We start from the raw sequence: 26,843 nt of genomic DNA, 5'->3' as shown, positions 1-26,843 counted from the left end.
ATCAGAACTTGCCGGTTTCGTGGAACAGCTCGAACGTCGCGCGGATGTGGTCCGCGACGGCCTTCACCGGCGCACTGGCGTCCGGCGCCACCACCATGGCGAGATTGTAGGTGCCGATATCGGGCATGCCGTCCTTCGGGCCGAGTTCGACCATGTCGTCACCGAGGAAGGACTTCGGCAGCGGAGCGACGGCAAGATCGGCCATGATCGCGGCACGCTGGCCGGCGGTGTGGGCGCTCATATAGGCGACGCGATAGTTGCGCCCCTCGCGGCCAAGCGCTTCGAGCGCACCGGCCCGCCAGGCGCAGCCCTCTTCCCACAGCGACACCGGCAGCGGCTCGCGCAGATGCGCGCAACCGCCCTTGGCGCCGGCCCACACGATGGGTTCGGTCAGCAGCACCTCGGCGCCAAGCGCGCTGGTCTTGTACGAATTGGTGAGCAGCGTGATGTCGAGCGCGCGGTCGTCCATGCGGCGGCGCAGATTGCTGCTCTGATCGATGGTGACGTCGACGGCGATCGATGGATGCGACTGCGCAAAGCGCTTCAACACATGCGGCAGCACACGCTCGCCATAGTCGTCCGGCGAGCCAAGCCGCACCACGCCGACAATGTCGGGAATGATGAACTTCGACACCACCTCGCGGTTGATCGACAGAAGCCTCCGGGCGTAGCCGAGCAGCATTTCCCCATCCGTGGTCAGCGTCACCGAGCGCGCGTCGCGCGCAAACACGGAGCGGCCGAGAATATCCTCCAGCTTCTTGATCTGCATTGAGACGGCCGAAGGCGTGCGGAAAACGGCGTTTGCGGCAGTGGTGAAGCTGCCGGTCTCGGCGATTGCCACGAAGGTGCGCAGCACATCGAGGTCAAGCAAAGGCAAAGGGTGATTGAGCGGGGCGTTCATGGGGGTCCACCTTCAATTTTTCTGATGCAAACCATCATCCCATTTCGTTTGATTGAACATCAGTTCGGGCGCATAGTCAACTCCATCGATCGAGGCTCCTGCCAAGGGTGATCACGGACCGACCATCAAAAGGGCCTGCAATCGATGTGAACTGAAGCAGACCAACGCATCGCCGGGGCGTCCTCCCTGCCCCCGAACCCATAGGAGAGTGAAATGTCCATTCTGTTATCCATTGGTCGGCTCGCGACCGAGTTCAGCGCCGCCCGCGCCCGCTACCAGACCGAACGCGCCATCCATGCGCTGCCCATCGAACTGCAGAAGGATATCGGCTGGCCGGAAGCCGCCGATGCCAAGACCGGCTCGCGTCTGGGTGTCGGAAGCTGGGCCGGAGCGAAGTAAAAGAGTGAACAGTCAAGATTGAAGGCCTGCCGCCCAGTCCGGCAGGCCTTTTTGTTTGCGTGCCTACGAGTTTCGCAGAGCCATGCAACCGCTGCACGACGCATATGAACCACTCGCATAACGATCCTGCTTCGGCATTAAATCGCTGTAAACAATCGTAAATTTCAGGCACATTGCCCAAAGATATCGCAATCGATGTCGCTTTTCATAACAACCACTTCGCTTTTGCGATTTTGTTTTCGCTGAAGCACGCCTATATCCACGCCAGCAAAACGAGCTGCCCCACTCCATCAAGCGAAGGCGACCCGTCCGCGCAACCGAATGGAGATGACAATGAAGCTTTTTGCCCGCCTTTTCAGCCGCCGCGAAATGAACCTGACGACCGCTCTGGAGCGTCAGCGTCTTGCCAAGACCATGCCCGGTCAGACCGGCGCTGTGGCCGCTGCCCGCCTCGGCTTCGTCGCCTGAGGCAGTCTTGGACCGGGCGGCTCCGCCGTCACTGAGATCGATCAAAACGCCGCCCGGCTGGACCGAGGCGGCGTTTTGCTTTGATGGCGCAGCTTCTCTGAATACCTAGGGTGGTAGCGACTGGCCAACCGCCATTGGCGATTGCCCATTTGCGACCCGTGTCGCAAATTTAATCTTCGCTAGACCGTCTACCCGATTGACAGGAATGGTTTTTCCTGATGTCGCTATGCTGTTCGCGACATCCTGTTCGCGTCATGGCCGCGTGAGGTTTTCCCGTGAATGCCGCAAAGCACCCGATCAAGAGATCTTTTGTATTCTTCCTCGTCCCCGACTTCACGATGATCGCCTTTGCGACGGCGCTCGATCCGCTGCGCTCGGCCAACCGGATGCTCGGCTACGACGCCTACAGCTGGCGTCTGGCAAGCATTGACGGCAAGCCGGTGCGCGCCTCGAATGGCGTCGAATGCGCCGTCAACACCTCGCTTGAGGAAGAGCGCAAGAAGATGTCGGGCGCGGATAGGCCGAACATGGCCATCGTGTGCAGCGGCGTCAATGTCGAGCGGTACTACAACAAGTCGGCTTTCGCCTGGCTGCGCGAGGAATACAATCGCGGTGTCGCCGTCGGCGGGCTTTGCACCGGCGCGCACATCCTGGCCGCGGCAGGCCTGCTCTCCAACAAGCGCTGCGCCATCCATTGGGAGAACCTGCCGGGCTTCTCGGAAGCGTTCCCGAAGGCCAATGTCTTTGCCGATCTCTTTGAGGTCGACCAGAACGTCTACACCTGCGCCGGCGGCACCGCCGCGCTCGACATGATGCTGAAGCTGATTGGCGACGATTTCGACGAGAGCCTCGTCAATCGCGTCTGCGAGCAGGTTCTGACCGACCGCGTGCGCAGTCCGACCGATCGCCAGCGTCTGCCGCTGCGCGCACGTCTGGGCGTTCAGAACTCGAAGGTGCTGACGATCATCGAACTGATGGAGGCGAACCTCTCAGAGCCGCTGTCGCTGATTGAGATCGCCGACCACGTCGATTTGTCACGGCGGCAGATCGAGCGCCTGTTCCGCACCGAGATGGGTCGTTCCCCGGCCCGCTATTATCTGGAGATCCGGCTCGATCGCGCCAGGCATCTGCTCATCCAGTCGTCGATGCCGGTGGTCGAGGTGGCTGTCGCCTGCGGTTTCGTCTCGGCCTCGCATTTCTCCAAATGCTATCGCGAGCTCTATGCGCGCTCGCCGCAGCAGGAACGGGTCGACCGCAAGCAGCTTCTCGCCGCCTGACCCGCACAGAGTGGGTGGGCTTCAGTACCGGTCGCAGTAGCACTCGGCCGACGAGATGCGATCGTTCCAGCCGGTGCCGCCGAAGTCCCGAACCCTGCGATTGAGCTCGATCGAACCGCCTCGCATTCCGGTGTGCTCATAGGCGACGAGCGTGCAACCGCGGCGCACCAGCACCGAGGAGATGCGATCATTCCAGAACTGGCCGCGACGGAAATTGACTGCGTCGTCGGGGCCCATTTCGAAGGAACGACCTCGGAAATTCGCGTGTTCGAACAAGACGCAGGCTGCCTCCCCGTAGAATTGGGCGCTCGCAGTGCCGGCAAAAATGGTCGACGCAACTGCGGTCAGGATGAACAGGCGTTTCATGTCATGCCTCATTGTTTGCTCGCTTCGAGCGATGGCGCCGATCCAGGCGCATTGCCACGGTAAGGTACTTAGAGCAAATCCAGGAAAAGTCTGTAGCGCTTTTCCGTCCCCAACTGCGTCGGGACAGATAGCTGGAACGGTCAGCGGGTGTCGTACATCCAGCTTCGGTTGCGCCACATTTTCTCGCCGGCCATGCAATCGGCGGCCGGCCTGTCGTCGGCAAGCACCACCGGCGGGCGCGCTGCCTGTTCGGCAGCCCATTGCGACGATGCAGGACCGGCAAGTTCGAGCACCAGCTTGCGCCGTACAGCCTCTGGAAATTGCGTCCAGTCATTGACCGGAATCATGAAGGCGCCCGCTCCCCCGATGACGCAGTCGCTGTAGTAGCGGTCGAGATTGTCGACGTCGAAGGCGCCGCCGTAGCCGCCTCGCGTCATCAGCGGCAGTCCGTTGATGGTGATGCCCTGCTTCACCACCTCGTCCCGCGTGATGTTGACCGGCGCACCCTGATTGTTGGGCCCATCCCCGGAAACGTCGATGACACGCTTGGTGCCCTGGAAACCGCTTTCGGCGAAAAGGTCGCTACCGAAGGTCAGTGCACCGGAGATCGACGTGCGCCGTGCACTGTCGGGCGGCCGCGCATTGAGCTGAGCGACGAAATGATCGGCGTCGGCGCGATTGGTGATCGGCGTCCACGGCACGATGACGCGCTGCCATGTCGTGCCGGCCCACTCGACATAGGTAACCGCGATCTTGCCATAGGTGCCGTCCGCGATGGCCTTCAGAACATTGTCGTGCGTCAGCGCGGCCGCGTAGCCGTGCCGCTGGATCTCGAGTTCATCCGGCGACATGGAGAGCGATACATCGACCGCCAGCACCAGTTCGACATCGACCGGCTCGACCGCGGTCGAGCGTGCCGTCAGGCCCAGGAACAGCGCCAGCGCGGCAGCGCCCGGAAGCCAGTGACCTCTGCGGCCGTAAGCGGACATGCCTTGACGGTAAGCGATATTCGATCTGTGGACAAAACAAAAAAGGCCCGGCAGCGACCGGGCCCTTTCGCGAACATTTGCAGCGCTCAGCTGCGCGGCTTGAGGTTCTCCGGGTCGTAGAGCGGCTTGTAGCCGACGCCGGCCACCTCCACCGGGTAGGTCTCGCTGAAATACTCCACCTGCAACTTCCGGCCCTCCTGGCAGTAGGCCCAGGGCAGATAGGCGAGCGCGATGTTCTTGCCGATCGTCGGGCCATAGGCGACGGAAGTGGTGAAGGAGCGGCGGCCAAGCTCGTCGACCAAAGTCTCACCGGTCGCGGGATCCTGCACCGGCATGGTGCCAACCGGATAGCGAGCAACGCCCTTGGAATCGAGGTTCTCGGTCATCACCAGGGTGCAGAGCATTGCCGGCTGGTGTTCGCGGGCCCGGTATTCAAGATGCTTGGCCTTGCCGCAGAAGTCGTTCTCCTTGACCTTCGGGCGGGCAAGGTCGGCCTCGAGCAGATTGTACTCCGTCAACAGGTCGGCGTTCTGCAGCCGCAGGCTCTTTTCCATGCGGCGCGTGTTGGCGTAGGTCTCGACGCCGAACGGCATGACACCGGTCGAGCGCAGCGCGTCCCAGACGGCCAGACCGTCCTCGTAGCGCATATGCAGTTCCCAGCCCTGCTCGCCGACATAGGAGATGCGGAATGCCGTCACGTCCTTGCCCCCGATGCGGATCGGCTTGATCGCGGCGAAGGGGAAATTCTCCGGCGTCAGCCCATTCGGATCCTCGACCACCTTCTGCAGGGTCGTGCGCGCGTTCGGCCCCCAGATACCGATGGTGACGTATTTCTCGGTCACGTCGGTGACGGTGACGTCGAAGCCTTTGTCCTGCGCGGTGCGCTGCATGTAGCGGAAGTCGCGTGGCCCGGCGTCGGCGCCGTCGATCACCCGGCAGCGGTCGGCCATCCGGATGACGGTGAAGTCGGCGCGCACCATGCCTTCCTCGTCGAGGAAGTGGGTGTAGATACCCTTGCCGATATTGTTGTCGCCGCCGATCTTGGCTGCGCACAGCCATTCCAGCAGGGCGACATGGTCTGGCCCTTCGACGTCGTACATCGAGAAGTGCGAGAGGTTGACGATGCCGCAATCCTCGCTCATCGCCAGATGCTCGGCATTGGAGACGCGCCAGAAATGGCGGTTGTCCCACTCGTTCTCGCGCACCGGCACGCGGTTGCCGTATTTTTCGAGGAGATGCTCGTTGGCGGCATAGCCGTGCGCACGCTCCCAGCCGCCCAGTTCCATGAAATAGCCGCCGAGCTCCTTCTCCCGCTCCCAGAACGGCGAGCGGCGGATGTTGCGCCCCTTGGAGAACGGCTCGCGCGGATGGACCGCCGGATTGTAGACCTTCATCGCCGTCTCGGTGCAGCGATCCCAGATGAACTGTTCCTTCGTCTGGTGCGGATAGAAGCGCGCATAATCGATGGCGTGATGGTCGATTTCAGTTCTGCCGTCGGTCATCCAGTCGGCGATCAGCTTGCCCATGCCTGGGCCGTCCTTGACCCAGATGGCGACGGCATACCAAAGGCCCCTCACCTTCTGGCTCTCGCCCATGGACGGGCCGCCGTCGGTCGTCACCTGCAGCAGGCCGTTGAAGGAATGGCCCTCATTGTAGCCGAGCTCGCCCAGGATCGGCGTCAGCTCCATGGCGCGCTCCAGCGGCGCCAGGATCTGCTCCATGTCGAGGTCGCGCTGCGACGGCGACAGCCGCGCCTGATCCTTCTCGAGCAGGTCGCGCGGATGGCAAAGGCGCGGATTGTTCTCCTCGTAGTAGCCCCACTCGATCTGCCCGCCTTCGGCCGTCTTGGGATCGCCGGTGTCGCGCATATAGGCCGAGTTGCCCTGGTCGCGCAGCAGCGGCCAGCCGATCTCCTTGCCGGTGCCGGCGAACTCGTTGTAGGGGCCGAAGAAAGTGAGCGGGTGGTCGATCGGCATGACCGGCAGGTCCTCGCCGACCATTTCCGCGGTCAAGCGGCCCCATATGCCGGTGCAGACCACGACATAGTCGGCTTCGATGGTGCCGCGCTCGGTCACGACGCCCTTGATGCGACCGTTTTCGACCATCAGCTCCTTGGCCGAGGTATTGGCAAAGGCCTGGAGCTTGCCGGAGGCTACACCCTGGTCGACGAGCTTGCCGGCAACCGTTTGTGAGCGCGGGATGACGAGGCCGGCGTCGGGATCCCACAACCCGCCCTGCACCATATGTTCTTCGATCAGCGGGAATTTCTGCTTGATTTCGGCGGGCTCGATCAGGCGGGCGCGAGTGCCGAAGGATTTGGCCGATGCGATCTTGCGCTTGATCTCGTCCATGCGGGCGTCGTCACCGACACGGGCAACCTCGAGCCCGCCGATGCGCGCGTAATGGCCCATCTTCTCGTAGAAATCGATCGAATAGAGCGTTGTCCAGCAAGACAGGAAATCGTGGCTGGTCGTATAGCAGAAATCGGAAGCGTGCGCGGTCGAGCCGATGTCGGTCGGTATGCCCGACTTGTCGATGCCGACAATGTCGTCCCAGCCGCGTTCGATCAGGTGATGGGCGACGGACGCGCCGACAATACCGCCAAGACCGACGATGACGACCTTCGCCCTTTTCGGAAATTCTGCCATTTCCCGCGACTCCAAAGTGGTAAGCAGGCGCGCCGGCGCCGGTTCGAATGGCGCACAATATGCAGACGAGGACGCTCGGGCTACCGCCTGTTTGCGACACGCGCCAAGGTGCGGCGCGACCCGGCGGGCTGGCCCGCTGTCACAGGAGATTTTGGCTCAAACGAAGGCCCAGATGTCCTCGGCCTGGAAGCCGACCTGGTAGCCGGCGGTCTTGAGTTTGACGATAACCTGACCGATCTCGGCGGCCGGCAGAGCGCCGACCTCGACCTTGATCATGCCGGGGCGGTAGCGCGTGAGGTCCAACTGATCGAACACCATCCAGTCAGCGCCTTCGCAATCGACCAGGAAAGCGTCGATATAGGTGATGCCGTTGCGGTCGAGCAGCGTCTGCAATGTTTCAGACGGGACCTCGATGTCCTTCAGATGCGGCGCGAACTTGTTGAAGTTGGCGTCCGCCTCGCCCCAGGCGTTTTTGCCGGACATCAGTTTGGTGTCGGTCACCGACGAGCAGCCGATGAACTCGATCGGCAATGTGCCCGACTCGAGCGCGACCGCGTCGAACGTGCGAACGGTGATGGTGCCCTTCGTCCTGGTCACCGCGACCGGCTCGATGACGAAGCGCTCGGCATCGGGATAGTTGGCGCGCAGCCGCTTCTGATTGTAGGGGATCGGCTCGACCAGCAGCGCACGCGCATGGGGAATGCGGCGCAGCCAGGGCGTCACATCGTCGAACAGCGCGCCGTCGCAGGCGCCGACATTGACCATCTGGAACGGCCGTCCGCCGCCGAAGCGGGCCGTGAGCGCCGCGCTGGCCAGGAACTTCGTGCCATGCAGGGCCGGTCCGCGATCGAGCAGGCCGGTGGGCAGGCCGAGCGACAGGAGAACACGCACGAGGCTGGACACCGAACTCATGATTTGTCTCCGGCGACTGCCTGCGGCGCGGCGCGGCGTCCGCCCTGGCTCGCTGACGCCCAGAGCCCGGTCAGCGGCACCACGAGCATAAGGAATGGCGGCAAGAGATTGGGAAAGTAGATGCGTGTATCGTGGATCGGGAAGACTGCGAACTTCGCCAGCACGCCGAGCACGAGCGCTGCAAGCAGGATCCCGGCGCGGCGGTCGAGCCGAAAGCCGGCGCGCCCGAGCCCAAACCAACCGGCCAGCGCCAGCACCGAGACCCCAACCCAACTGTTGAGGCTGACCGCACGAACCAATGAAGCGGCGAAGGCTTTGAGATAGGCCGCCACCGAGAAAGGCGGCTCGAAGCCGTCCATGTTGTAGTGCTGCTCGATGCTGGAGAACCACAGATGCGCCCACCAGCCGGGATGCTCGGCCCAGTGCGAAATGGCGAAATAGGCGATCAAGGACGCCACGAAGCCGGCCAGCGCGCCCCATGCCTTCTGCCGGAAAGCGACGAGCAGCACGGCGAAGATGGCGAGGAAGACGATGTTGTCGGGGCGCGCCAGAAAGGCGAGGAAGAGCAGGAGCGCGCTCGCCGCCTCGCGTTTGCTGAGATAGGCAAACAGTCCGCCGAGAAACAGCGCAGAGCACAAGAGGTCCGGCGTCGCGGCCCGCGCCACGTCGCCGAAATCGGCTATGATCAGAATGGCGCCCACGGCCGGCGCCAGCGCCAGCGCCCCCTGCGCGCGCAGCCAGAGCAGCGTGATGGCGCCGAATAGCAGCACCGAGAGCACCTGAACCAGGCGCATCGCCTCGACGGGCGAAACGACATGGCTGAGACTCGACAGGATCTCGGCATAGAGGAACTTGATGCGGTACATGCCCAGCAATGAATGGAAGTCGGCGGCGTTCTCGGCCATGTGGCTGCGGAAGCCGCCACCATCTTCGATCAGCGCCTGGTACTCGGCGGCCGGCACGCCGGCCTTGACCATGCTGTAGGCATAGTCGTGCAGCGCTTGCGGATCGGGGTGGGTGCGTTCCTCGGCGATCGCCAGGTAGGGCAGCATATCCCAATTGGCGTCAGGCATGATCCAGGCCGTCACTGCGGTGAGCAGGATATAGAGCGCGAAAGCTGCCGCCCCGATCGGCGCCGCAAATCGCGCATAGGTGCCCTCGCCCCAGGCCAGGCTGGCACCGGCGAGCCTTTCGAGCGGATTGGCGGGAGCAGCGGGCGGCCGGGTCAGCATCGCCTGCCTCAGCGGACCTGGCTTTTCACGAAGTCCTTCACGATCGCCACGATGCCGCGCGACAGCAGACTGTCGAAGGCGTCGACGAAGCGATCGACATGCTCGCGCTGGCAGATTAGGGGCGGCTCGAGCCGGATGACGTTGCGATTGTATTCGGTGAAAGCGACGAGCACGTCATAGTCGCGCAAGAGCAGGGCGCCGACGAAACCCGACAGCGATCCCTTCAGCTTGTCGTCGAGCACGCTTACCACCGGTCGCAGCACCATCGGCAGGGTCTGCGAGAAGTCGTGGAACTCGAGCCCGATCATAAAGCCCTTGCCGCGCACGTCCTTGATGATCTTTGGATATTTTTCCTTCAGCGCCTGCAATCGCTGCAAAAGGTATTCGCCCGTCGCAGCGGCGTTGTCGATCAGCCCCTCGTCATAGAGGACGTTCAGCCCCTCGATCGCGGTGACGCAGGCCTCGCCCATACCCCCGAAGGTCGCCATGGCATGGATCATCGCCGTCTTCGGCGTCCCGTAGGCCTTCATGTAAACATCGCGCTTGGCGATCATGGCGCCAACCGCGGCCTTGCCGGCGCCGAGCGACTTCGCCAGCGCCGTGACGTCCGGCACCACGCCATAATGCTCGAAGGCGTAGAAGCGGCCGGAGCGGCCGTAGCCGCACTGGACCTCGTCGGCGACCCACAGCACGCCATACCGGTCGCAGAGCGCGCGCAGCTTCTGCCAATATTGCGCCTCTGCCTGGATGATGCCGCCGCCGCCCTGGATGGTCTCGAGCACGATGACGCCGATCTCGGGATCGCTCTTGAACAGTCGCTCGACCGCGTCGATGTCGCCAAAGGGAACGCGCACGACATTGTCGGCCACCTTGAAGTCGGCGCGGTAGAGCTGGCCGTCGGTGATCGCCAGCACACCCTTGGTCTTGCCGTGGAAGGAATTCTCGGCATAGACGACCTTCGGCCGCTTCGGGCCTGCGGCGCGTTCGGCAAGCTTGACCGCCGCTTCCATCGCTTCCGAGCCGGAGGAACCGAGGAACACCATGTCGAGGTCGCCAGGCGAGCACTTGGCGATATTGTGCGCAAGCGCTGCCGCATATTGCGACATGAAGGCGATGGCGATCTCCTGGCGCTTTTCCTCCTGGAATTTCCTCCGTGCCTCCAGGATGCGCGGATGGTTGTGGCCGAAAGCCAAAGACCCGAAGCCGCCGAAGAAGTCGAGGATCTTGCGGCCGTTCTGGTCGATGTAGAACATGCCTTCGGCGCGCTCGATCTTGACCTTGTGGAAGCCGAGCAGCTTCATGAAATGCAGCTGGCCCGGATTGAGATGCGTCTTGAACAGGTCGGTGATGCGGGCGACATCCATCCCCTTGGCCTGCTCGACGCTGATCAGGTCGGGCTTGGCTATTGCTGCGGGCGCCAGCGCCGGCGCCTCCACTAGAGCGCGCGTGCCAGTGTGTTCCGGCTTGGCCATGACGGTCATCTCGAAAATCTCCCGTTGCCCTTCGTTGTCCTACTCGGCGGGCACATGATTGGTGGCGACTGCGTGGCCGTGTTTCTTGGCGCGGTATTCGCTGTAGGCGGCGATAAGCATGTCCTCGTCACGGTATTGCGGCACCCAGCGGAGCTGGCGCTCGGCCTTGGACACGTCGAGCACGCATTCCTCATCGGCTATCAGATACTGTTCCGGATCCATGATCGGCATGTTCATCAGGTCGAGCAGGTCCAGCGTGCGCTTGACCGCCCAGCCTGGCGTCGGCAGCAGGATCGACTTCGAACCGGCATGCTTGATCAGATGGCCGAGCAGCTTCCTGACCGGCGGCGGATTGAGCGAGCCGAGATTATAGGCCTCGTTCGGCACGCCGGCCTTCCAGGCCGCCCGCGCCGCCTCGGCGCAGTCGAACACCGAGATGAACTGGTAGGGATTCCTGCCGGAACTGATCATCGGCACCGGCAGATGCCAGTCGATCAGCTTGAACAGCTTTTCCAGGATGCCGAGACGGCCGGGCCCGATGATCAGGCGCGGGCGGAACAGCGAGATCGACATGCCGCGTTTGCGCCATTCGGCGGCGAGTTCCTCGGTCTTGAGCTTCGACCACCCATATTCGCCAAGCGGCGACACCGGATGATCCTCGGTCATCGGCAGCACCACGGTGTGGCCGTAAATCATGTCGGTCGTATAGTGGACGAGTTTCGATGCGCCGGCCTTGTCCATCGCCCGGATGATGTGCTCGGTGCCGTGGAAATTCACCGGAAAGAAGAAATCGTGCCGCTTGGCGCGCACCTGGATCGGCGACAGCATCTTGGCCGAGAGGTTGTAGACCATGTCATCGGCGCTGAGGCCAATCGCTGCGACCGACGCCGGATCGGTCACGTCGCAAGTGACGAAACGGACATTGCGATAATGCGACAGGTCGCTCTTGACGATGTCGGCGACGACGACGTCCTCGCCGTCCGCCGCGAGCTTCGGAGCAAGATGACGGCCGACGAAGCCGTCGCCGCCGAAAATCACATGTCTCATCGAACGATCTCGTTTGTGCCGATCTGGTCGGGGATGATGGAAGCCGTCTGGTGCTCGTGCCCTCGCCCGCCCAGATCGCGACCGCTCTGCGCGATCAGCACGGTGCCGACGCAGATGCAGGCGATGCCGGCGATGCGCCAGGCATTGAGGTCTTCGCGGAACACGAAATAGGCGAAGACCGCCACGGCGACATAGGCAAGGCTGAGGAAGGGATAGGCAAAGCTGAGCTCGACCTTCGACAATACATAGAGATGCGACGCCATCGAGATGACGAAGGTGCAGAGGCCGAGGAAAATCCACGGACTGAAGACGATCTGCAGCAGCTTGAAGAGCGGATTGACGCCCTCGAACGAGATCGGTCCCAGCGACATCATGCCTTGCTTCAGCATCAGCTGCGCCGCGGCATTCGTCATGACCGTGAACAGAATAAAGACTATGTATTTCATACGCTGCACCCGCCCCTGAGCGGTCCTACTACAAATCTGCAAACACTTCGTGAAGTCACAAGACGTTTTTGAGTAAACCGCGGTTTTAACGATTTGTTATCCATGATTTATTCAAGTTTTATCTATTCTGCGGCTTGCGCTGCCGCTTGGCTCACATCCAGTTTCTTTGCCGTCCGAGCCCAGAAGCTCGACATGAAGCCCGGGTCCCGAAGCGTCTCCAGCCGCTGCCATTCCGGGAAGGAGGCGGCGAAGGCCTCGGCGCTCATGCGTGCATCCTTGTAGGGATTGACGGCTCCGCCCGCCGCGACTGTGACGCGGTCCAGTTCCGCGAGCAGCCGCAGCGTCCTTTCGCCCCTGTTCGGAAAATCCAGCGTCAGTGTGTAGCCCGGTCTCGGAAATGACAGCAGTCCCGGCGAGCGAACGTCGCCAAAGCGCTTGAGCACAGTGAGGAAGGAGCTCTGCCCGGCTCGCCGCGTTGCTTCGAGCAAGGCGCGAACCGCGCTGCGCGCGTTCGCTTCGGGCACGACGCTCTGGTGCTGGAACAGGCCGCGCGGCCCATAGAGCCGGTTCCAGCCGCGAACACCGTCAAGCGGGAAGAAAAAGCTTTGGTAGCCGGCTTGGCGCGGCGTCGAGGACCGCCCCTTCCTCCATCGATAGGCTGCATTGAACAAGGTCAGGGACGTGCGGTTGAGAACATTGAACGGCGGCTGCACCGGCACTGCAAGGCGGCTGCCTGCCCGCGAAGCGGCATGCGAGCCGTGCTCGGCATGGTTGCCGGTCAACAGCAGGCCGCGCCCGCGCCCATGGCCGCCGGCAAGCTGGTCGATCCAGGCGACCACATATTCGTTGGCCTGGTCTGCCGCTTCGGCAAGCTCGAAGAATTCGCCGAGATTGCGGAACGGCGTCGCCTTCTCGACGATGTCGAGTGAGGGCACCCGCATCAATCGGATCGATGCCGACAGGATCACCCCGGTGAGCCCCATGCCGCCGACCGTCGCCCGGAACAGAGGGGCATTGTCCGTATGGGAGCAGCAATAGGTCCGCCCGTCGGACCTGAGCAGCGTCAGGCTTTCGACATGGCAGCCGAACGTGCCGCGCCGATGGTGGTTCTTGCCATGGACATCATTTGCGATCGCGCCGCCCAGCGTGACGAACTGGGTGCCGGGGACCACGGCCGGAAAGAAGCCGTAGGGCGCGGCGTGGGCGATAATCTCGCACAGCAGCACCCCTGCATCGGCCTCGATGATGCCGGTCTCGGCGTTGAAGGAGCGAATACGGTTCAGCGGCCGCATGTCGACCACTGCGCCGGCATGATTCTGGCAGCTGTCGCCATAGGAGCGGCCGTTGCCATAGCCAAGCAGCGAGCCCGGCTCGGCCGCGCCGCTCTTCAACAGCGCGATCGCCTCGTTGGCGGGAATCGCGCGCGGTGCCGACGGCGTCGCCCGTCCGAAGCTGCCGAAATGCTCAGCGGCCATCCTCACCAGCCCCAGCCGCCGGCGACCAGAAGGCTCGCGCCGAACAGCACGACGATCTGGCTGCGCCAGTCCCGGATGATGAAGACGACGGGATCGTCATGCATCTCGTCGCGGCGGGCGAGAATCCAGACGCGCATGGTGAGATAGAGCACGATCGGCGCCAGCGGCCACATCAGCCACGGGTGCGGATAGAGTTCGCGCACCGCCACGCTGTCCATGTAAAGCGCCAGCACCAGCGCCGAGGAGAAGGCGGAAGCCATGCCGGCCTGGGCAACGATCTCCTGGTCCTCCGTGCGGTAACCGCGGCCAGCGATGCGCTCCCCCGGCGGAATGGCCGTGGTGCGTAGTTCGACGAAGCGCTTCACCAGCGCCAGCGACAGGAAGAAGAAGATCGAAAATGCCAGCAGCCAGAAGGAGACGTCGACGCCGGTCGCCGCGGCACCCGCAAGCACGCGGATCGTATACAGGCCCGCGAGCGTCAGCACGTCGACCAGCAGCATTCTCTTGAACGACAGCGAATAGGCGGTGGTGACGACCATATAACCGCCGAGCACCCCGAGGAATTCGATCGGCAGCAGCCAGCCGGCCACGATACCGATCGCGAGCAGCACGCCTATGGCGCCAAGGCCGAACGGGATCGACAGCGCGCCGCTGGCGAATGGCCGGTTGCGCTTGGTGGGGTGCTTGCGGTCGAGCGCGAGGTCGAAGAAATCGTTGACGATATAGATCGCGGACGCAACGGCGCTGAACGACACGAACGCCAGCACGCAATCCCAGATCATGCTGACGTTGAAATATTCATGCGAAAGCACCATCGGCACCGCGATCAGCGCGTTCTTCAGCCACTGATGCACGCGCAGCATCTTGACGAAGGTCTTCGCAGTCGGCCTCGGCGTCGGCACCGTCTCGGCGCCATGCGCCGCCTGCCATCGCTGGGCGCTGCGGTCCGGGGCCACGACGATGGCGCGGCGCGCTGCGTCGAACACCTTGAGATCGTGGCGGCTGTTCCCGGCATAGTCGAAGCCGCCATCGCCATAGGCCGCAATCAGTGAAGCGCACTTCCTGCCCGAGGTCATGTTGTGCGGACCATCCGTCGCCAGCACGCGATCGAAGATGCCGAGATGAGAGGCGATCGCTTCAGCGAATTTGCGTGGCGTTCCCGTCGCCAGCACGATCCTGCGGCCTTCGCCATGCTCGGTGAGCAGGCGCTCCAGCAGCTCACGGCGATAGGGCAGCGAGGCGGCGTCGATATCGGTGCGGGCAGCGATCTCCTGCTTCAGCCTTGCCGGCCCCCCGGTCAGCCAGATCGGCAGCAGCAGAAGATAGAGCGGATTCTTCTTGATAAGTATGAAGAGACCTTCCCAGAGAAGGTCCGTTGCAATCAGCGTGCCGTCGAGATCGACCGCAAGCGGTATTGCGTTCCTTTCCGACCTCGCGTCCATTCCTGCCCTGCCTGGAGCGCATGACCCCGAGATTCCGATTTCGGAAAGGAATCATGCGCCGCTCAAAACCCGCGCCGTGCATCGGCGTCTTCGCGAACGATATAGCGGGGGATGGCGTAGCGAAGGTTAAACGCCCGGTTGTGGCGGACAGCGCGAGCGGTATTTCGGAGGCCATCGTTAAGCAGCGGCTACCAGAAACGATAAAAGGCCAGGCATCCGCCCGGCCTTTGCCCAGCCATGCTGCCGATGTTACTTGATGCGGGCCACGCCGCCCGAGATCTCGACCGTTTCCGAACCGGTCAAGGCTTCAAGGTCGCCATTGGGCAAGGTCACGAAACAGCCATTCGGACAGAACTCCACCGTCTCGCCGGCGGCCAGCGCCAGTTCGGTCTTGGCACCTCCTTCGGTCACCACCAGCGTTCTGGTCTGAGTGTCCCTGTTGATCGCGCTCGCCGCGAAAGCCGAGCCACTCGCGGCCAGAAATGCGATGCCGACAACGACAGACTTCCACATTTTGCGATACCGGTGTTTCCACCGCCTCTGTTCAATTGTGCAAGGCATTCTCGCCCTTTGCTGGTGAGCTTATATGAGATGCAAGCTGAACCGCAACTGAATGCCGCATTCATGCCACAATTGGTTTTCGCCCTCTGGATGAGGGCCGGTATCGGCTTACGCCCAATGTCCGGCAGCTACTGCATGCCGCGCAAAAGTGTGCAGCGGTTTTGCGAAAACGACATGCACAATACCAAAGACCTAAAGCCCGTCGCCAGGATCTCGCAGCGCTAAGCGCTTTAGTCGGGATCGGGCTTTCGTCCCTTCCGCTTCGTCTTCGCGAGACGCTCCCGCTCGGCAGCCGCTTCAGCCTCCAGCCGCTCCCGCTCGGCAAACTCGGCCTCGATCTTGTCGTCGTCGATCGGCCATGCCTCGTGCTTGGTGGGCTCGACGACCGCGCGCGGCGTCGACGGGATCTCGATGTGCTCCTTTTCGAAGATATCGAAGATGGCGAAGCGGATGTCGTTCTGCACGATGCTGCCGTTCAAGACGTCGGCAAGGAACACACGGATTTCGAATTCGAGCGCAGCCGCCCCAAAATTGGAGAACAGCACGAAAGGCTCGGGATTCTTCAGCACCATGGGATGGGCGCGCGCGATATCGAGAAGGAGGGCGTGGACGCGCTTGACGTCGCTGCCATAGGCAACGCCGATCTTGATCTCGACGCGACCGAGCTTGTTGCGGTGCGTCCAGTTGCCGACCGCGTTGTTGATGAGATTGGAGTTCGGCAGGATCACCGATTGCCGCTGGAACGTCTCGATCTCGGTAGCGCGCACGCTGATCCTCTTCACCGTGCCGCTTATCTCGCCAGCAACGATCCAGTCGCCAACCTTGAACGGCGAGCAGGATCAGGCCGGAGACGAAGTTGGAGACGACGTTCTGCAGACCGAAACCGATACCGAGCGACAGCGCTCCGGCAACCAGGGCAAGGTTGGAAAGATCGATTCCCGCCGCTGAAATGCCGACGAGGGCCGCGAGCGCCACACCGGCGTAGCCCACCGCCAGCCGGATCGAGTTGCGAACGCCGGCATCGACCTTGCCTCGCGCCATCACCGAGCCGTCGAGCCAGCCCTGGAACCAACGGGTCAGGAAATAGCCGATGACGAAGACGACGACGCCGGTCAGGATGCCGAGCACGGAAATGGTCACCGAACCGATCGTGACGCCCGTCGCCAGCTTGTAGGCCCAGGCCTGGATATCGCCGGGCTGGAAGCCCCACATCAGCAGGGTCAGCGGCAGGAAGATGAGCACGATCATCAGGTTGATGGCGATGCTGACCACAAGGCCGAGCTGGTCGAGCGCCGTATCCTCATAGCTGGAATTGGTGCTCAGCCAGCGGCCGACCGAGGTGTCGGCGAAACCGCCCTCCTCCCCGATCGCCCGCGCCGACAGAAAGCCGATATAGGCTGTGATCAGGACGGTGCCGGTTACCACCACTTGCAGCGAGACGAAGAGCGACAGACCGATATAGCCGAGCAGCGACGTTGCTATGGTGAACAGGCCGAGCCCGACGGCGATGAAGCGAAGCCAGGCCGGCCATGGGCGCCACGAGCCGTCACGGGCCCTGAATGGCCTCAGCAACCCCATCAGGATCAGGATGATGCCGACGACGATGGTGGCGACGAAGCTTCTGGCGATGGTCAGCGACAGCGGCGAGCCCATCTTGTCGTTGACGACCGAGAGGAAATAGTTGAAGCCGATGACCACGGCCATCGCCGTGGTCAGCCGGACCAGCCAGCGGGCCGGGCCGGTTTCAACCGGAATGAGGCGCCAGTTCGGCAGGCGCGGCTCCAAGGCCGCGTTGGTCAGGCGGTTGACGCAGAACACCACGCCGATGACAGACAGCAGCGCGTTGAGGAACAGGCCGATGTCGCCGCGCAAGACGTTGTAGTAGTTGAAGAAGAACACGGTCGAGGCGAGAAAGACCGCCAGCGCCATGCTCGGCAGCAGCGTCGACCAGAACGCCACCGAGAGCCGGCTGAGATAGGACGGCTCTTCGATGGAGGGGTTTGGCTCGAAGACACGTCCGAACAGCCGCCTGCCGCCGACCAGAAGCACAACCGCGAGCATCAGCGCCATCAGCGTCGCCGCAAGCATGGCCTGGAACTTGAACTTGATGGCGAAGCTCAGCCAGGACGCCACCGCCTTGTAAAGCCCGGTGAACTGCTCGTGCGCATCGGAAAAAGCCTGGGGACTCAGCGCATCGGTCAGTTCGTAGCGCTTGGTCAGGACGCTGCGGAACAGTTCGCTGCGCATGACGCTGATCCTGTCGACCAGTCCGTTGACGCGGATCGACAGGTTCTGCGCGCCGGCGACCACTGCATTGATCTCGGCCTTCTCGGACGCCAGCGCGGCGCGCTCATTGGCAACAATGGCCGGTTCCTGCTGCCCCTGCGCCGGCGGCGGCCCCAGCACCTCGATACGGCTGTTGATATCATTGAGGCGCGGACGAAAGGCGAGCGCGCTGGTCAGGGCTGCCCGCGATATCTCCTCGAGCTGCAGACGGATATCGACGAGGCCGGCATCGTCCTCGTCAGGATCGCTCACCTTCTTTTCGAGGCCGTCGGTCTTGGCCGCCAGGTCCTTGATGACCTTGGTCTGATCGGCGATGAGCTGCGCCGACCCCTGCCCGATGGCCTGCGCAACCGCGTCCAGCGAAGGCTGCGCCGCGGCGGCGACAATGACGACCAGGATCAGGCGTAGCAGTCGGAAGATCATGGGGTGACGGGCGAATCGCGGTCGAAAATTTTCGAAAATTCTGCCTTTGATAAAGACCGCCATACCGGGCGGCAAGCCGTCGCGGTTCCGCACCGCCAGGCGCAGTGGCGTCGGCCTGTCGAAAAGCGATGGCGCAATCTTGGCTTTACGCCTGCGGCCTGCTCTATAGTCTGCCGCCTTCGCACCAATAGGACGACAGGAAGAATGGCGGAATATTCAGCCTTTTCGCTGCTCAAGAACGCGCTGACCGGGAACCAGGATTGGAAACCCGCATGGCGCAAGCCCGACCCCAAGGCATCCTATGACGTGATCGTTATCGGCGGTGGCGGGCATGGCCTGTCCACGGCCTACTATCTCGCCAAGGAGCACGGCATCACCAATGTCGCGGTGCTGGAAAAGGGTTGGCTGGGTTCGGGCAATGTCGGCCGCAACACCACCGCCGTGCGCTCCAACTATCTGCTGCCGCAGAACACCCGCTTCTACGAACACTCGATGAAGATGTGGGAAAACCTGTCGCACGACCTCAACTACAACGTCATGTTCTCGCAGCGCGGCTGCCTCAACCTCGCACACACGCCGGCCCAGCTCGACGACTATGCCCGGCGCGGCAATGCCATGCGCCACCTCGGCGTCGACGCCGAACTGATGAGCGTCGGCCAGATCAAGCGGCTGGTCCCGGCTCTGGACGTGTCGGGCTCGGCGCGTTTTCCGATCCTTGGCGGGCTGATGCAGCCGCGCGCGGGCACCGCGCGCCACGACGCCGTCGCCTGGGGCTATGCACGCGGTGCCGACCGCCGCGGTGTCGACATCGTCGAGAACTGCGAGGTTACGGGCTTCCTGCGCGACGGTGACCGCGTCACCGGCGTGATGACCAGCCGCGGCGAGATCCGCGCCAAGAAGGTGGCGCTCGCGGTCGCCGGCAGCACAGGGCGCGTCATGCAACTCGCCGGAATTTCCCACATGCCGATCGAGAGTTATGTGCTGCAGGCCTTCGTCTCGGAATCGGTGAAGCCGATCATCGACACCGTGCTCACCTTCGGCATGGGCCATTTCTACATCTCGCAGTCCGACAAGGGCGGCCTGGTCTATGGCGGCGACCTGGACGGCTACAACAGCTATGCGCAGCGCGGCAGCTTGCCCATCGTCGACGAAGTGATGAGCGAGATGCTGGCGCTGTTTCCCGGCCTTGCCCGAGTACGCATGCTGCGCTCCTGGGGCGGGGTCTGCGACATGACGATGGATGGCTCGCCGATCATCACCACCGGTCCGGTGCCCGGCATGTATCTCAATTGCGGCTGGTGCTATGGCGGCTTCAAGGCCACCCCGGCCTCTGGCTGGTGCTTCGCCTGGACCATCGCCAAGGATGAGCCGCACGAGTTCAACGCGCCCTTCACACTCGATCGCTTCTATCGCGGCCTGATCATCGACGACAAAGGCCAGGGCGCGACGCCGCGGCTGCACTAGGGGTTGAAACACCATGCTCATCACCTGCCCCTATTGCGGCCCGCGCGACGTCATCGAATTCACCTATCAGGGCGACGGCAACCGCGAGCGGCCGCAGCCGGCCTCGCAGGACCTCGACGCCTGGAACGCCTATGTCTACGACCGGCTGAACCCGGCCGGCGACCACAATGAGATCTGGCAGCATTCCGGCGGCTGCCGCGCCCATCTGCGGGTCGTGCGCAACACCCTCACCCACGAGATCCTGAGCACGGCTTTCGCCCGTGGCGGACACAAGTCCGCGGGCCACAAGACCGAGGGCCGCTCGTGAGCCCGCGGCGCACCGAAACCGGTGGCCGCATCGACCGGCTGCGCACCATCCGCTTCACCTTCGATGGCGCGCCCTATACCGGGCACGCCGGCGACACGCTGGCTTCCGCGCTGCTCGCCAATGGCGTCACGCTGTTCGGCCGCTCCTTCAAGTACCACCGCCCGCGCGGCCTGCTCGCCGCCGGCGTCGAGGAGCCGAACGCGCTGGTGACGGTGCTGCGCGGCGAGGTGCGCGAGCCAAACATCCCGGCCACCATGGTCGAGATCTATGACGGGCTGGTGGCCGTAAGCCAGAACCGCTTTCCCTCGCTCGCCTGGGATATCAACGCCATCAACCAGCTCGGCGGCAAGCTCCTGTCGGCGGGCTTCTACTACAAGACCTTCATGGGGCCGGTGATCGGCCCGCTCAAGGGCACGCGCTTCTGGATGTTCTGCGAGCACTTCATCCGCCGTTCCGCCGGCCTCGGCAAGGCCGGTACTGCGCCCGATCCATCGCGCTACGAGCGCATGAACGCCTTCTGCGACGTGCTGGTGGTCGGCTCCGGTCCAGCCGGACTGATGGCGGCGAAGGCCGCGGCAGACCAGGGCGCGCGGGTGATCCTCGCCGAACTCGAAGCGCGTTTCGGCGGCTCCGCCAATTGGTCTGGCGAGACGATCGAAGCTGCGCCGGCCGCCGACTGGGCGCAGCGCATCGTTGGCCAGCTGGAGGGCAACGACAATGTGCGCCTGCTGCCGCGCACGACGGTCTGGGGCTATTACGACGGCAACACGCTTGCCGCGCTTGAACGAGTGACGGACCACAAGGAGGTCCCGGCCAAGGGTGAGCCGCGCCAGCGCTACTGGGCGATCCGCGCCAAGACGGTGGTTCTCGCCACCGGCTCCTTCGAGCGGCCTTTGGTATTTCCCGGCAACGACCGTCCGGGCGTCATGCTTGCCCATGCTGCCGAACGCTACGTCAATGAATTTGGCGTGCTGCCCGGCCAGCGCATTGCGCTGTTCACCAACAATGACAGCGCCTATCGCTCTGCCGTTGCGCTGAAGAAGGCGGGTGCCGCCGCCGTCGCCATCATCGACGTCCGAAGCGAGATTGCGAACGACATGCGCAGGTTGGCCAGCGAAGCCGAGGCCGAACTGCTGGCCGGCCATGCCGTGGTCGCGACCGAAGGCGGCAAAGTCCTGACGGGTCTCAAGGTGCGGCGCTTCGACACGATGAGCGGTGCGCTCAGCGGCGACGAGCGCAGCATCCATGCAGACTGCCTGGCTATGTCGGGCGGCTGGTCGCCGACCATCCATCTCGCCAGCCAGGCCGGCGCGAGAGCCGAGTGGGATTCGGCGCGGCAGGCCTTCCTGCCGCCGCAGCCGACGCAGCGCTGGATCGGCGCCGGCGCCTTTACCGGCAGCTTCTCGACGGCGCAAGCCATTGCCGAGGGCCGTGCCGCTGGCCTGTCTGCGGCCGGCGGAACGGCCTCGCTTGCTTCCCTGCCACTCGTCGAGCCCGCTCCCGGTGATCCTGATCCGGCGCCGGTGTTCGAGATCAAAGCCAAGGGCAAAGCCTTCGTCGACTTCCAGCACGACGTGACCGCCGAGGACGTGCGGCTGGCGCATCGCGAGGGCTTCGTGTCCGTCGAGCACCTGAAGCGCTATACCACGCTCGGCATGGCGACCGACCAGGGCAAGAATTCCAACGTGCCGGGCCTCGCCATCATGGCCGAGGCGCTCGGAAAGCCGATCCCGGAAGTCGGCACGACACGCTTCCGTCCGCCCTACACCGCCGTCTCGATCGGTTCGCTGGCGGCCGAGCGCTTCGGTGACTTGAAGCCGGAACGGCTGACGGCGATGCATGACTGGCACATCGACAACGGGGCGACCATGTATGCGGCCGGGCTGTGGTATCGTCCGATGATCTATGGCCTTGCCGGCGAGACGGTCGAGCAGGCGTATGTGCGCGAAGCCAAGGCTACGCGCGAGAGCGCCGGCATCGTCGACGTGTCGACGCTCGGCAAGATCGCCGTGCAGGGCCCGGATGCCGCCGAATTCCTCGACCGGGTCTATACCAACGTGTTCTCCACGCTGGCGGTCGGCAAGGCCCGCTACGGCCTGATGCTGCGCGAGGACGGTCTTGCCTTCGACGACGGCACCACTTGGCGGCTCGGCGAACAGGACTTCCTGATGACCACCACCACTGCCAATGCCGGCAAGGTGATGCAGCATCTGGAGTATTTTCTCGACGTCATCTGGCCCGAACTCAAGGTCACAGTCACCTCCGTCACCGACGAATGGGCGGGCGCCGCAATCGGCGGGCCGAAGGCCAGGGCGATCCTCGCCGCCTGTATTAGCGGCACCGCCGTCGACAACGCGGCCCTTCCGTTCATGGGCATCGTCCACGGCCGAATCGCCGGGGTGCCGGTGATGATCTGCCGCCTCTCCTTCTCCGGCGAAATGGCGTTCGAGGTCTATTGCGGCGCCGGCTATGGCACGCATGTGTGGGAGGCTCTGATCGAGGCCGGCAAACCGTTCGGCCTGGTCACCTACGGGCTCGAGGCGCTGGGCACGATGCGCATCGAGAAGGGCCATGTCACTGGCGCCGAGATCGACGGCCGCACCACGGCACGCGACCTGCATCTCGACTGGATGCTGTCGAAGAAGAAGCCGTTCATCGGCTCGGCCATGATGGACCGTGAGGGCCTCATCGCGTCCGATCGGTTGCAGCTCGTCGGCCTGATTTCTCTCGACAACCGGCCCTTCAACGGCGGCGCGCATATCGTCGAGGAGTTGGACGAAGCCGACCCGCACGATTCGATCGGCCACATAACCGCCTGCTGCTATTCGCCGGCGCTCGGCAAATACATTGCGCTCGCCTTGATCAAGGACGGCAAGGCGCGCCACGGCACGCGCGCCTTCGTTTCCGATCCGCTGCGCAACCGGTTCGGGCCGATCGAGATCGTCTCCAATCATTTCTACGATCCCGATGGGAGCCGCATGCATGGTTGATCGCCAATTACCCGAGCGCAAACTGCCCGAACGCCAGTTGCCGGATCGCCACCTGCCCGAACGCCTGTCGCCGCTTGAGCCGGTCTATCACCCGGGATCGCACGGCAATTTCGAACATGGTGTCGACGTCATTCTGTCGGAGACGCGGCCGGGCTCGATCCTGCAGCTTGCCGCATGGCCCGGTCAAGAAAAGCGTCTGATGTCCGCCATATACAAGGTTACCGGCCTTGCGCTGCCGGATGCCGCAGGCGGCGGTATCTCTAACGGAGCCAAGTCGGCATTCGGCTTCGCGCCGGGCAGGTTCACGGTGGTCGACGAAGCCGAGGGGCTGGCCTCCGCCTTCACAGGTGTCGTCACGCCTTTGGTCGGCACGCTCACCGACCTGTCGCATGGCCGCACGGCGATCCGCGTCGCCGGTCCGAAGGCCGAATGGGTGCTGGCGAAATTCTTCGCCATCGACTTCGCGCTGCCTGCCTTCCCGATGGGCGCCGGACGCTCGACCAACCATCACGACGTTTTCGTCCAGATCCAGCGCAGCGGCTCCGATCAGTTCGACATCTACGTCTTCCGCTCTTTCGCGCGCTCATTCTGGAAGGCCTTATGCCATGCCAGCGAGGAAGTCGGCTACGAGGTGCAGTAGGCGCAGCCGTCTGGCACCATCGACGGCCACGTCTGCTGCTTGAGCCTGAGCCCAGCGGGCGGGATAGATGGACAAACGCGGGCTTTTATCGAGGCGTGCGTCCAGGCAACCGGTTCGACCAATCTTCCATGACCGCAGAGACCACGGCGACAGCCACCACCCGCTTTGCTCCGGCGGGCGAGATGTCGATCCTGTTGCCGGCAACCGTCGCCTGCAGCGTTTTCATGACCAGCCTCGATCAGAATGTCGTGGTGACCGCTCTCCCCGGCATCGGAGAGAGTCTCGATCGGCCGGCAAGCCAGCTCGGTCTCCTGATCACCGTCTATGTCGCGAGCCTCATTGCCACAATGCCGCTGGGCGGCTGGTTGGCCGACCGTTTCGGCCTACGCAACGTCTATTGCTTTGCGCTGCTGGTCTTCGCCGGAGCTTCGGCGCTGTGCGGCGTGTCGGAAAACATCTGGATGCTTGTCGGCTCGCGCGCGCTGCAGGGTTTTGGCGGCGCGCTGATGGGCACCCTCGGGCAGGTCGTGATCCTGTCGAGCTTCCCGCGCGACCGAACGCTCAAGATCAACATGTACATCTCGCTCGCTGGCCAATCGGGGCCGCTGGTCGGGCCGTTGGTCGGCGGCGCGCTCACCACTTACGTCTCCTGGCGCTGGATCTTCTATATCAACATACCGATCGCGCTGACGGCAGCGTTGCTCGCCGCTTCGCTGTTTCCCTCGACCACAAAGCCGGCCCGCACGCCATTCGATTTTCCGGGCTTCCTGCTCGTCGGCAGCGGCATGGGATTGCTCGTCTTCGGCATGGATTCGCTCGCGGCCAAGGATGTCGCCGGCAGCATTGTCGGCGCCGAGCTCGGACTGGCGATCGCCATCCTGACCGTCGCCGCCTTCTATTGCCTGCGTGCCCGCAACCCGTTGCTCGACCTCAACCTGCTGCGCATCCGCACCTTCCGCATCAGCTTTCTCACCGGCGGCGGGCTCGACACGATCGGCCTGAGCTCCGTCGTCTTCCTGCTGCCCCTGATGTTCCAACTCGGCTTCGGGATGAGCGCCGTGGAGGCAGGATCACTGACCTTTGTCGCGGCGATCGGATCGCTGCTGATGCGCTTCTTCATGCCCCGCATCCTCAATCGCTTCGGCTTCAAGCGGGTGCTGGTCACCAACACGCCCATCGTCGCCGGCCTGGTCGCGGGCTTCGCCTTGATGCAAGCAAGCCTGCCGGCCTGGGTCGTGCTCGCCTACATCTTCACCTTCGGCGCCTTCCGCTCGGTGCAATGGGCATCGACCGGCAACCTGTCCTATTCCGACATAGCGCCGGAGCAGCTCGCCCGGTTCAGCGCGCTCTATTACATCCTGTGGCAGCTGGCAGTGGCGCTCAGCGTCGGCCTCGCGGCGGCGCTGCTGTCGCTTCTCGCCGGCAGCGGTCATGCCAGCGTCAACGACTTCCGCATCCTGTTCGTCATCGAAGGCTTGATCACGCTTTGCGCGCTATCGGCCTATCTCAGGCTCACGCCTCAGGACGGCGCCCATGTCAGTGGCCATGCCGCGCATATCAACGCTGAGTAGAGCGCCTATTCCGTGAACGTCACCCATTCCTCGAGTGGGGCGCGGTCGGTGCGGAATTCATTCTCGGGCTTGGATTTGTCCTCGTAGCCCAGCGCCATGCCGCAGACGACGATCTCCTCGTCGGGAATGTTGAGCACCGGCCGGATTTGGCGATGATAGGGAGCAAATGCGGCCTGCGGGCACGTATGCAGGCCCCTGCCCCGCGCTGCGACCATGATGTTCTGCAGGAACATGCCGTAGTCGATCCACGAACCCTTGTTCAGCCGCCGGTCGACCGTGAAGATCATGCCGATCGGCGCATCGAAGAAGACGAAGTTGCGGTCGTGCTGAGCCCGCATCCTGTCCACCTCGCGCCGGCCGATGCCGAGCGCGCCATAGAGGCCGAAACCATTGGCGCGGCGACGCGTCAGATATGGCTCGAAGAACTGGTCGGGATAATAGCGGTATTCGTCCCACTCCACCTTCTCGGCGCGGATGCCGGAATTGAGAATGGCGTCGCTGATGCGCTGCTTGACCTCGCCCTTGGTCACATAGACGCGCCACGGCTGCATGTTGGTCCCAGACGGCGCGCGCGAAGCGACGGAAAGGATATCGCGGATTGTGCCGTCGTCGACCATGTCCGGCAGGAAAGCGCGCACAGAGCGGCGCGACGTGATCGCCTCGTCGACGATCGCCGCATCTTTGGCAATCCGAGCGTTGTTCTCCAGCATGGGCCGTCCCTTCACGCATGGCCGGAACCCACAACCGGTTCCCGTGACGACCATCCGCAGACTTAAACCGACTTCCGAGCAGACGTCCCCAATCGCCGTTCGCGGGTGAGGCTTTGCATGAACCACAAAAAACGCGCAAGCTATTCTTGTGGCCCATGAAAAATCGCTTGATTTTTTCATGCGCTTACTCTCTCATGAAATTCACTCGATCTTTTTCACGAGAGACAATGGCCTCGACCGCAGTCAGCCCGGAACAGGACAATGGCGAGCGGCTGCTCGCCGGCGACATCCGCGCGCTGCGCAAGGCACGTGGCCTGACGCTCGCCGAAATCGCGCTCAGGCTTGGCCGTTCCGTCGGCTGGGTCAGCCAGGTGGAGCGTGGCCTCTCAGTGCCTTCGCTCGGTGATCTGCGGGCCTTCGCCGAGCTTTTCGGCGTACCGCTCAGCCTGTTCTTCAGCCACGACGTGCCGGTCGAGAAGGAGCGCGGCGTTGTCGTACGCTCGGGCAGCCGCCGCTCGCTTGGCACAAGCGAATCCGGCCTGGTGGAGGAGCTTCTGTCGCCCGATCTCGGAGGAAGCTTCGAGATGCTGCGCTCGGTCTTCGCCCCGGGTGCTGAACTCAAGACCCAGGCGCGCCGCCCGACCGAAGAAGCGGGCTATGTTGCCTCCGGCACTTTCGAGATCGAGATCGGCGGCGTCTGGCACCGGCTCGGCGAAGGCGACTCGTTCCGCTTCGAGGGCAAGCCGTTCCGCTGGCGCAATCCCGGTGCCGAGCCGGCGGTCCTCATCTGGGTGGTTTCGCCGCCGGTATACTGAAT

22 protein-coding genes and 1 pseudogene are annotated in these 26,843 nt (G+C 63.5%); 9 read left to right on the top strand and 14 right to left on the bottom strand.

Going from position 1 to position 26,843, the window contains the following annotated elements; translation table 11 throughout:
- Position 1 precedes the first annotated feature (1 nt).
- Positions 2–901 carry a LysR substrate-binding domain-containing protein gene (locus EJ074_RS27150; protein WP_095807095.1) on the bottom strand — a complete coding sequence of 300 codons (900 nt, stop codon included), beginning with the start codon at positions 899–901 and terminating at the stop codon, positions 2–4.
- 213 nt (positions 902–1,114) lie between these two features.
- Between EJ074_RS27150 and EJ074_RS27145 the strand changes: the two genes are divergently transcribed.
- From EJ074_RS27145 to EJ074_RS27135, 3 genes are all read left to right on the top strand, one after another.
- A complete protein-coding gene (locus EJ074_RS27145) occupies positions 1,115–1,300 on the top strand; it encodes a hypothetical protein (RefSeq protein WP_095807094.1) in 186 nt (61 codons plus the stop codon).
- A gap of 333 nt (positions 1,301–1,633) precedes the next feature.
- Positions 1,634–1,768 (top strand): hypothetical protein, encoded by a 135-nt coding sequence (locus EJ074_RS30690; protein WP_095807249.1) that lies wholly within the window; start codon positions 1,634–1,636, stop codon positions 1,766–1,768.
- A 338-nt stretch (positions 1,769–2,106) separates the two neighbouring features.
- Positions 2,107–3,045 carry a GlxA family transcriptional regulator gene (locus EJ074_RS27135; RefSeq protein WP_348627032.1) on the top strand — a complete coding sequence of 313 codons (939 nt, stop codon included), beginning with the start codon at positions 2,107–2,109 and terminating at the stop codon, positions 3,043–3,045.
- Positions 3,046–3,066: 21 nt separating this feature from the next.
- On the opposite strand, the gene EJ074_RS27130 is transcribed toward EJ074_RS27135, so the two are convergent.
- From EJ074_RS27130 to EJ074_RS27075, 12 genes and pseudogenes are all read right to left on the bottom strand, one after another.
- Complete coding sequence (locus tag EJ074_RS27130) at positions 3,067–3,411, bottom strand: beta/gamma crystallin-related protein (RefSeq protein ID WP_095807092.1); 345 nt, start codon at positions 3,409–3,411, stop codon at positions 3,067–3,069.
- Between the two features lie 140 nt (positions 3,412–3,551).
- Complete coding sequence (locus EJ074_RS27125) at positions 3,552–4,400, bottom strand: DUF1194 domain-containing protein (RefSeq protein WP_095807091.1); 849 nt, start codon at positions 4,398–4,400, stop codon at positions 3,552–3,554.
- Positions 4,401–4,486: 86 nt separating this feature from the next.
- A complete protein-coding gene (locus EJ074_RS27120; protein ID WP_095807090.1) occupies positions 4,487–7,048 on the bottom strand; it encodes an FAD-dependent oxidoreductase in 2,562 nt (853 codons plus the stop codon).
- A 156-nt stretch (positions 7,049–7,204) separates the two neighbouring features.
- Positions 7,205–7,960, bottom strand: a complete 756-nt coding sequence (locus EJ074_RS27115) for an FkbM family methyltransferase (protein ID WP_129553884.1) — start codon at positions 7,958–7,960, stop codon at positions 7,205–7,207.
- Positions 7,957–9,192 (bottom strand): hypothetical protein, encoded by a 1,236-nt coding sequence (locus EJ074_RS27110; RefSeq protein ID WP_095807088.1) that lies wholly within the window; start codon positions 9,190–9,192, stop codon positions 7,957–7,959. The genes EJ074_RS27115 and EJ074_RS27110 overlap by 4 nt, the downstream gene beginning before the upstream one ends.
- An 8-nt stretch (positions 9,193–9,200) precedes the next feature.
- On the bottom strand, positions 9,201–10,673 hold the full coding sequence (locus EJ074_RS27105) for an aspartate aminotransferase family protein (protein ID WP_095807087.1): 1,473 nt from the start codon (positions 10,671–10,673) through the stop codon (positions 9,201–9,203).
- A 30-nt stretch (positions 10,674–10,703) separates the two neighbouring features.
- Positions 10,704–11,711: an NAD(P)-dependent oxidoreductase gene (locus tag EJ074_RS27100; protein WP_129553883.1), complete on the bottom strand. Its 1,008-nt coding sequence runs from the start codon at positions 11,709–11,711 to the stop codon at positions 10,704–10,706.
- Positions 11,708–12,157: an EamA family transporter gene (locus EJ074_RS27095; protein WP_095807085.1), complete on the bottom strand. Its 450-nt coding sequence runs from the start codon at positions 12,155–12,157 to the stop codon at positions 11,708–11,710. Before EJ074_RS27095 ends, EJ074_RS27100 begins: the two co-directional genes overlap by 4 nt.
- A 122-nt stretch (positions 12,158–12,279) precedes the next feature.
- On the bottom strand, positions 12,280–13,632 hold the full coding sequence (locus EJ074_RS27090; protein WP_095807084.1) for an FAD-binding oxidoreductase: 1,353 nt from the start codon (positions 13,630–13,632) through the stop codon (positions 12,280–12,282).
- Between the two features lie 2 nt (positions 13,633–13,634).
- Entirely contained in the window at positions 13,635–15,074 is a 1,440-nt protein-coding gene (locus EJ074_RS27085; protein WP_095807083.1) for a UbiA family prenyltransferase, read from the bottom strand.
- 249 nt (positions 15,075–15,323) lie between these two features.
- Complete coding sequence (locus EJ074_RS27080; RefSeq protein WP_165350019.1) at positions 15,324–15,587, bottom strand: hypothetical protein; 264 nt, start codon at positions 15,585–15,587, stop codon at positions 15,324–15,326.
- A gap of 278 nt (positions 15,588–15,865) precedes the next feature.
- Positions 15,866–18,344, bottom strand: a pseudogene (locus tag EJ074_RS27075) (mechanosensitive ion channel family protein).
- A 204-nt stretch (positions 18,345–18,548) separates the two neighbouring features.
- Here EJ074_RS27075 and EJ074_RS27070 point away from each other — a divergent pair.
- The 5 genes from EJ074_RS27070 (at position 18,549) to EJ074_RS27050 (ending at position 25,316) form a co-directional block, all read left to right on the top strand.
- Positions 18,549–19,808, top strand: coding sequence for a sarcosine oxidase subunit beta (locus EJ074_RS27070; RefSeq protein WP_095807079.1), 1,260 nt, complete (start codon positions 18,549–18,551; stop codon positions 19,806–19,808).
- Positions 19,809–19,821: 13 nt separating this feature from the next.
- Positions 19,822–20,115: a sarcosine oxidase subunit delta gene (locus EJ074_RS27065; RefSeq protein WP_095807078.1), complete on the top strand. Its 294-nt coding sequence runs from the start codon at positions 19,822–19,824 to the stop codon at positions 20,113–20,115.
- Positions 20,112–23,105, top strand: coding sequence for a sarcosine oxidase subunit alpha (locus tag EJ074_RS27060; protein WP_095807077.1), 2,994 nt, complete (start codon positions 20,112–20,114; stop codon positions 23,103–23,105). The genes EJ074_RS27065 and EJ074_RS27060 overlap by 4 nt, the downstream gene beginning before the upstream one ends.
- A gap of 52 nt (positions 23,106–23,157) precedes the next feature.
- On the top strand, positions 23,158–23,745 hold the full coding sequence (locus EJ074_RS27055) for a sarcosine oxidase subunit gamma (RefSeq protein WP_095807248.1): 588 nt from the start codon (positions 23,158–23,160) through the stop codon (positions 23,743–23,745).
- Between the two features lie 128 nt (positions 23,746–23,873).
- On the top strand, positions 23,874–25,316 hold the full coding sequence (locus EJ074_RS27050) for an MFS transporter (RefSeq protein WP_095807076.1): 1,443 nt from the start codon (positions 23,874–23,876) through the stop codon (positions 25,314–25,316).
- 5 nt (positions 25,317–25,321) lie between these two features.
- On the opposite strand, the gene EJ074_RS27045 is transcribed toward EJ074_RS27050, so the two are convergent.
- Positions 25,322–26,026: a nitroreductase gene (locus tag EJ074_RS27045; RefSeq protein WP_095807075.1), complete on the bottom strand. Its 705-nt coding sequence runs from the start codon at positions 26,024–26,026 to the stop codon at positions 25,322–25,324.
- A gap of 227 nt (positions 26,027–26,253) precedes the next feature.
- On the opposite strand from EJ074_RS27045, the gene EJ074_RS27040 reads away from it, so the two are divergent.
- Positions 26,254–26,841 (top strand): XRE family transcriptional regulator, encoded by a 588-nt coding sequence (locus tag EJ074_RS27040; RefSeq protein WP_095807074.1) that lies wholly within the window; start codon positions 26,254–26,256, stop codon positions 26,839–26,841.
- Positions 26,842–26,843 lie beyond the last annotated feature (2 nt).

Origin of the sequence: Mesorhizobium sp. M3A.F.Ca.ET.080.04.2.1 (assembly GCF_003952525.1) — a bacterium.
Taxonomy (GTDB): domain Bacteria; phylum Pseudomonadota; class Alphaproteobacteria; order Rhizobiales; family Rhizobiaceae; genus Mesorhizobium.
This window is presented reverse-complemented; position numbering and strand designations above follow the sequence as displayed.

Coding starts and splice junctions, on each gene's coding strand:
- EJ074_RS27110 (WP_095807088.1), bottom strand. CDS start 9,192: ATGCTGACCCGGCCGCCCGCTGCTCCCGCCAATCCGCTCGAAAGGCTC.
- EJ074_RS27045 (WP_095807075.1), bottom strand. CDS start 26,026: ATGCTGGAGAACAACGCTCGGATTGCCAAAGATGCGGCGATCGTCGAC.
- EJ074_RS27130 (WP_095807092.1), bottom strand. CDS start 3,411: ATGAAACGCCTGTTCATCCTGACCGCAGTTGCGTCGACCATTTTTGCC.
- EJ074_RS27085 (WP_095807083.1), bottom strand. CDS start 15,074: ATGGACGCGAGGTCGGAAAGGAACGCAATACCGCTTGCGGTCGATCTC.
- EJ074_RS27115 (WP_129553884.1), bottom strand. CDS start 7,960: ATGAGTTCGGTGTCCAGCCTCGTGCGTGTTCTCCTGTCGCTCGGCCTG.
- EJ074_RS27080 (WP_165350019.1), bottom strand. CDS start 15,587: ATGTGGAAGTCTGTCGTTGTCGGCATCGCATTTCTGGCCGCGAGTGGC.
- EJ074_RS27135 (WP_348627032.1), top strand. CDS start 2,107: ATGATCGCCTTTGCGACGGCGCTCGATCCGCTGCGCTCGGCCAACCGG.
- EJ074_RS27120 (WP_095807090.1), bottom strand. CDS start 7,048: ATGGCAGAATTTCCGAAAAGGGCGAAGGTCGTCATCGTCGGTCTTGGC.
- EJ074_RS27090 (WP_095807084.1), bottom strand. CDS start 13,632: ATGGCCGCTGAGCATTTCGGCAGCTTCGGACGGGCGACGCCGTCGGCA.
- EJ074_RS27150 (WP_095807095.1), bottom strand. CDS start 901: ATGAACGCCCCGCTCAATCACCCTTTGCCTTTGCTTGACCTCGATGTG.
- EJ074_RS27105 (WP_095807087.1), bottom strand. CDS start 10,673: ATGACCGTCATGGCCAAGCCGGAACACACTGGCACGCGCGCTCTAGTG.
- EJ074_RS27050 (WP_095807076.1), top strand. CDS start 23,874: ATGACCGCAGAGACCACGGCGACAGCCACCACCCGCTTTGCTCCGGCG.
- EJ074_RS27145 (WP_095807094.1), top strand. CDS start 1,115: ATGTCCATTCTGTTATCCATTGGTCGGCTCGCGACCGAGTTCAGCGCC.
- EJ074_RS30690 (WP_095807249.1), top strand. CDS start 1,634: ATGAAGCTTTTTGCCCGCCTTTTCAGCCGCCGCGAAATGAACCTGACG.
- EJ074_RS27100 (WP_129553883.1), bottom strand. CDS start 11,711: ATGAGACATGTGATTTTCGGCGGCGACGGCTTCGTCGGCCGTCATCTT.
- EJ074_RS27040 (WP_095807074.1), top strand. CDS start 26,254: ATGGCCTCGACCGCAGTCAGCCCGGAACAGGACAATGGCGAGCGGCTG.
- EJ074_RS27125 (WP_095807091.1), bottom strand. CDS start 4,400: ATGTCCGCTTACGGCCGCAGAGGTCACTGGCTTCCGGGCGCTGCCGCG.
- EJ074_RS27070 (WP_095807079.1), top strand. CDS start 18,549: ATGGCGGAATATTCAGCCTTTTCGCTGCTCAAGAACGCGCTGACCGGG.
- EJ074_RS27095 (WP_095807085.1), bottom strand. CDS start 12,157: ATGAAATACATAGTCTTTATTCTGTTCACGGTCATGACGAATGCCGCG.
- EJ074_RS27065 (WP_095807078.1), top strand. CDS start 19,822: ATGCTCATCACCTGCCCCTATTGCGGCCCGCGCGACGTCATCGAATTC.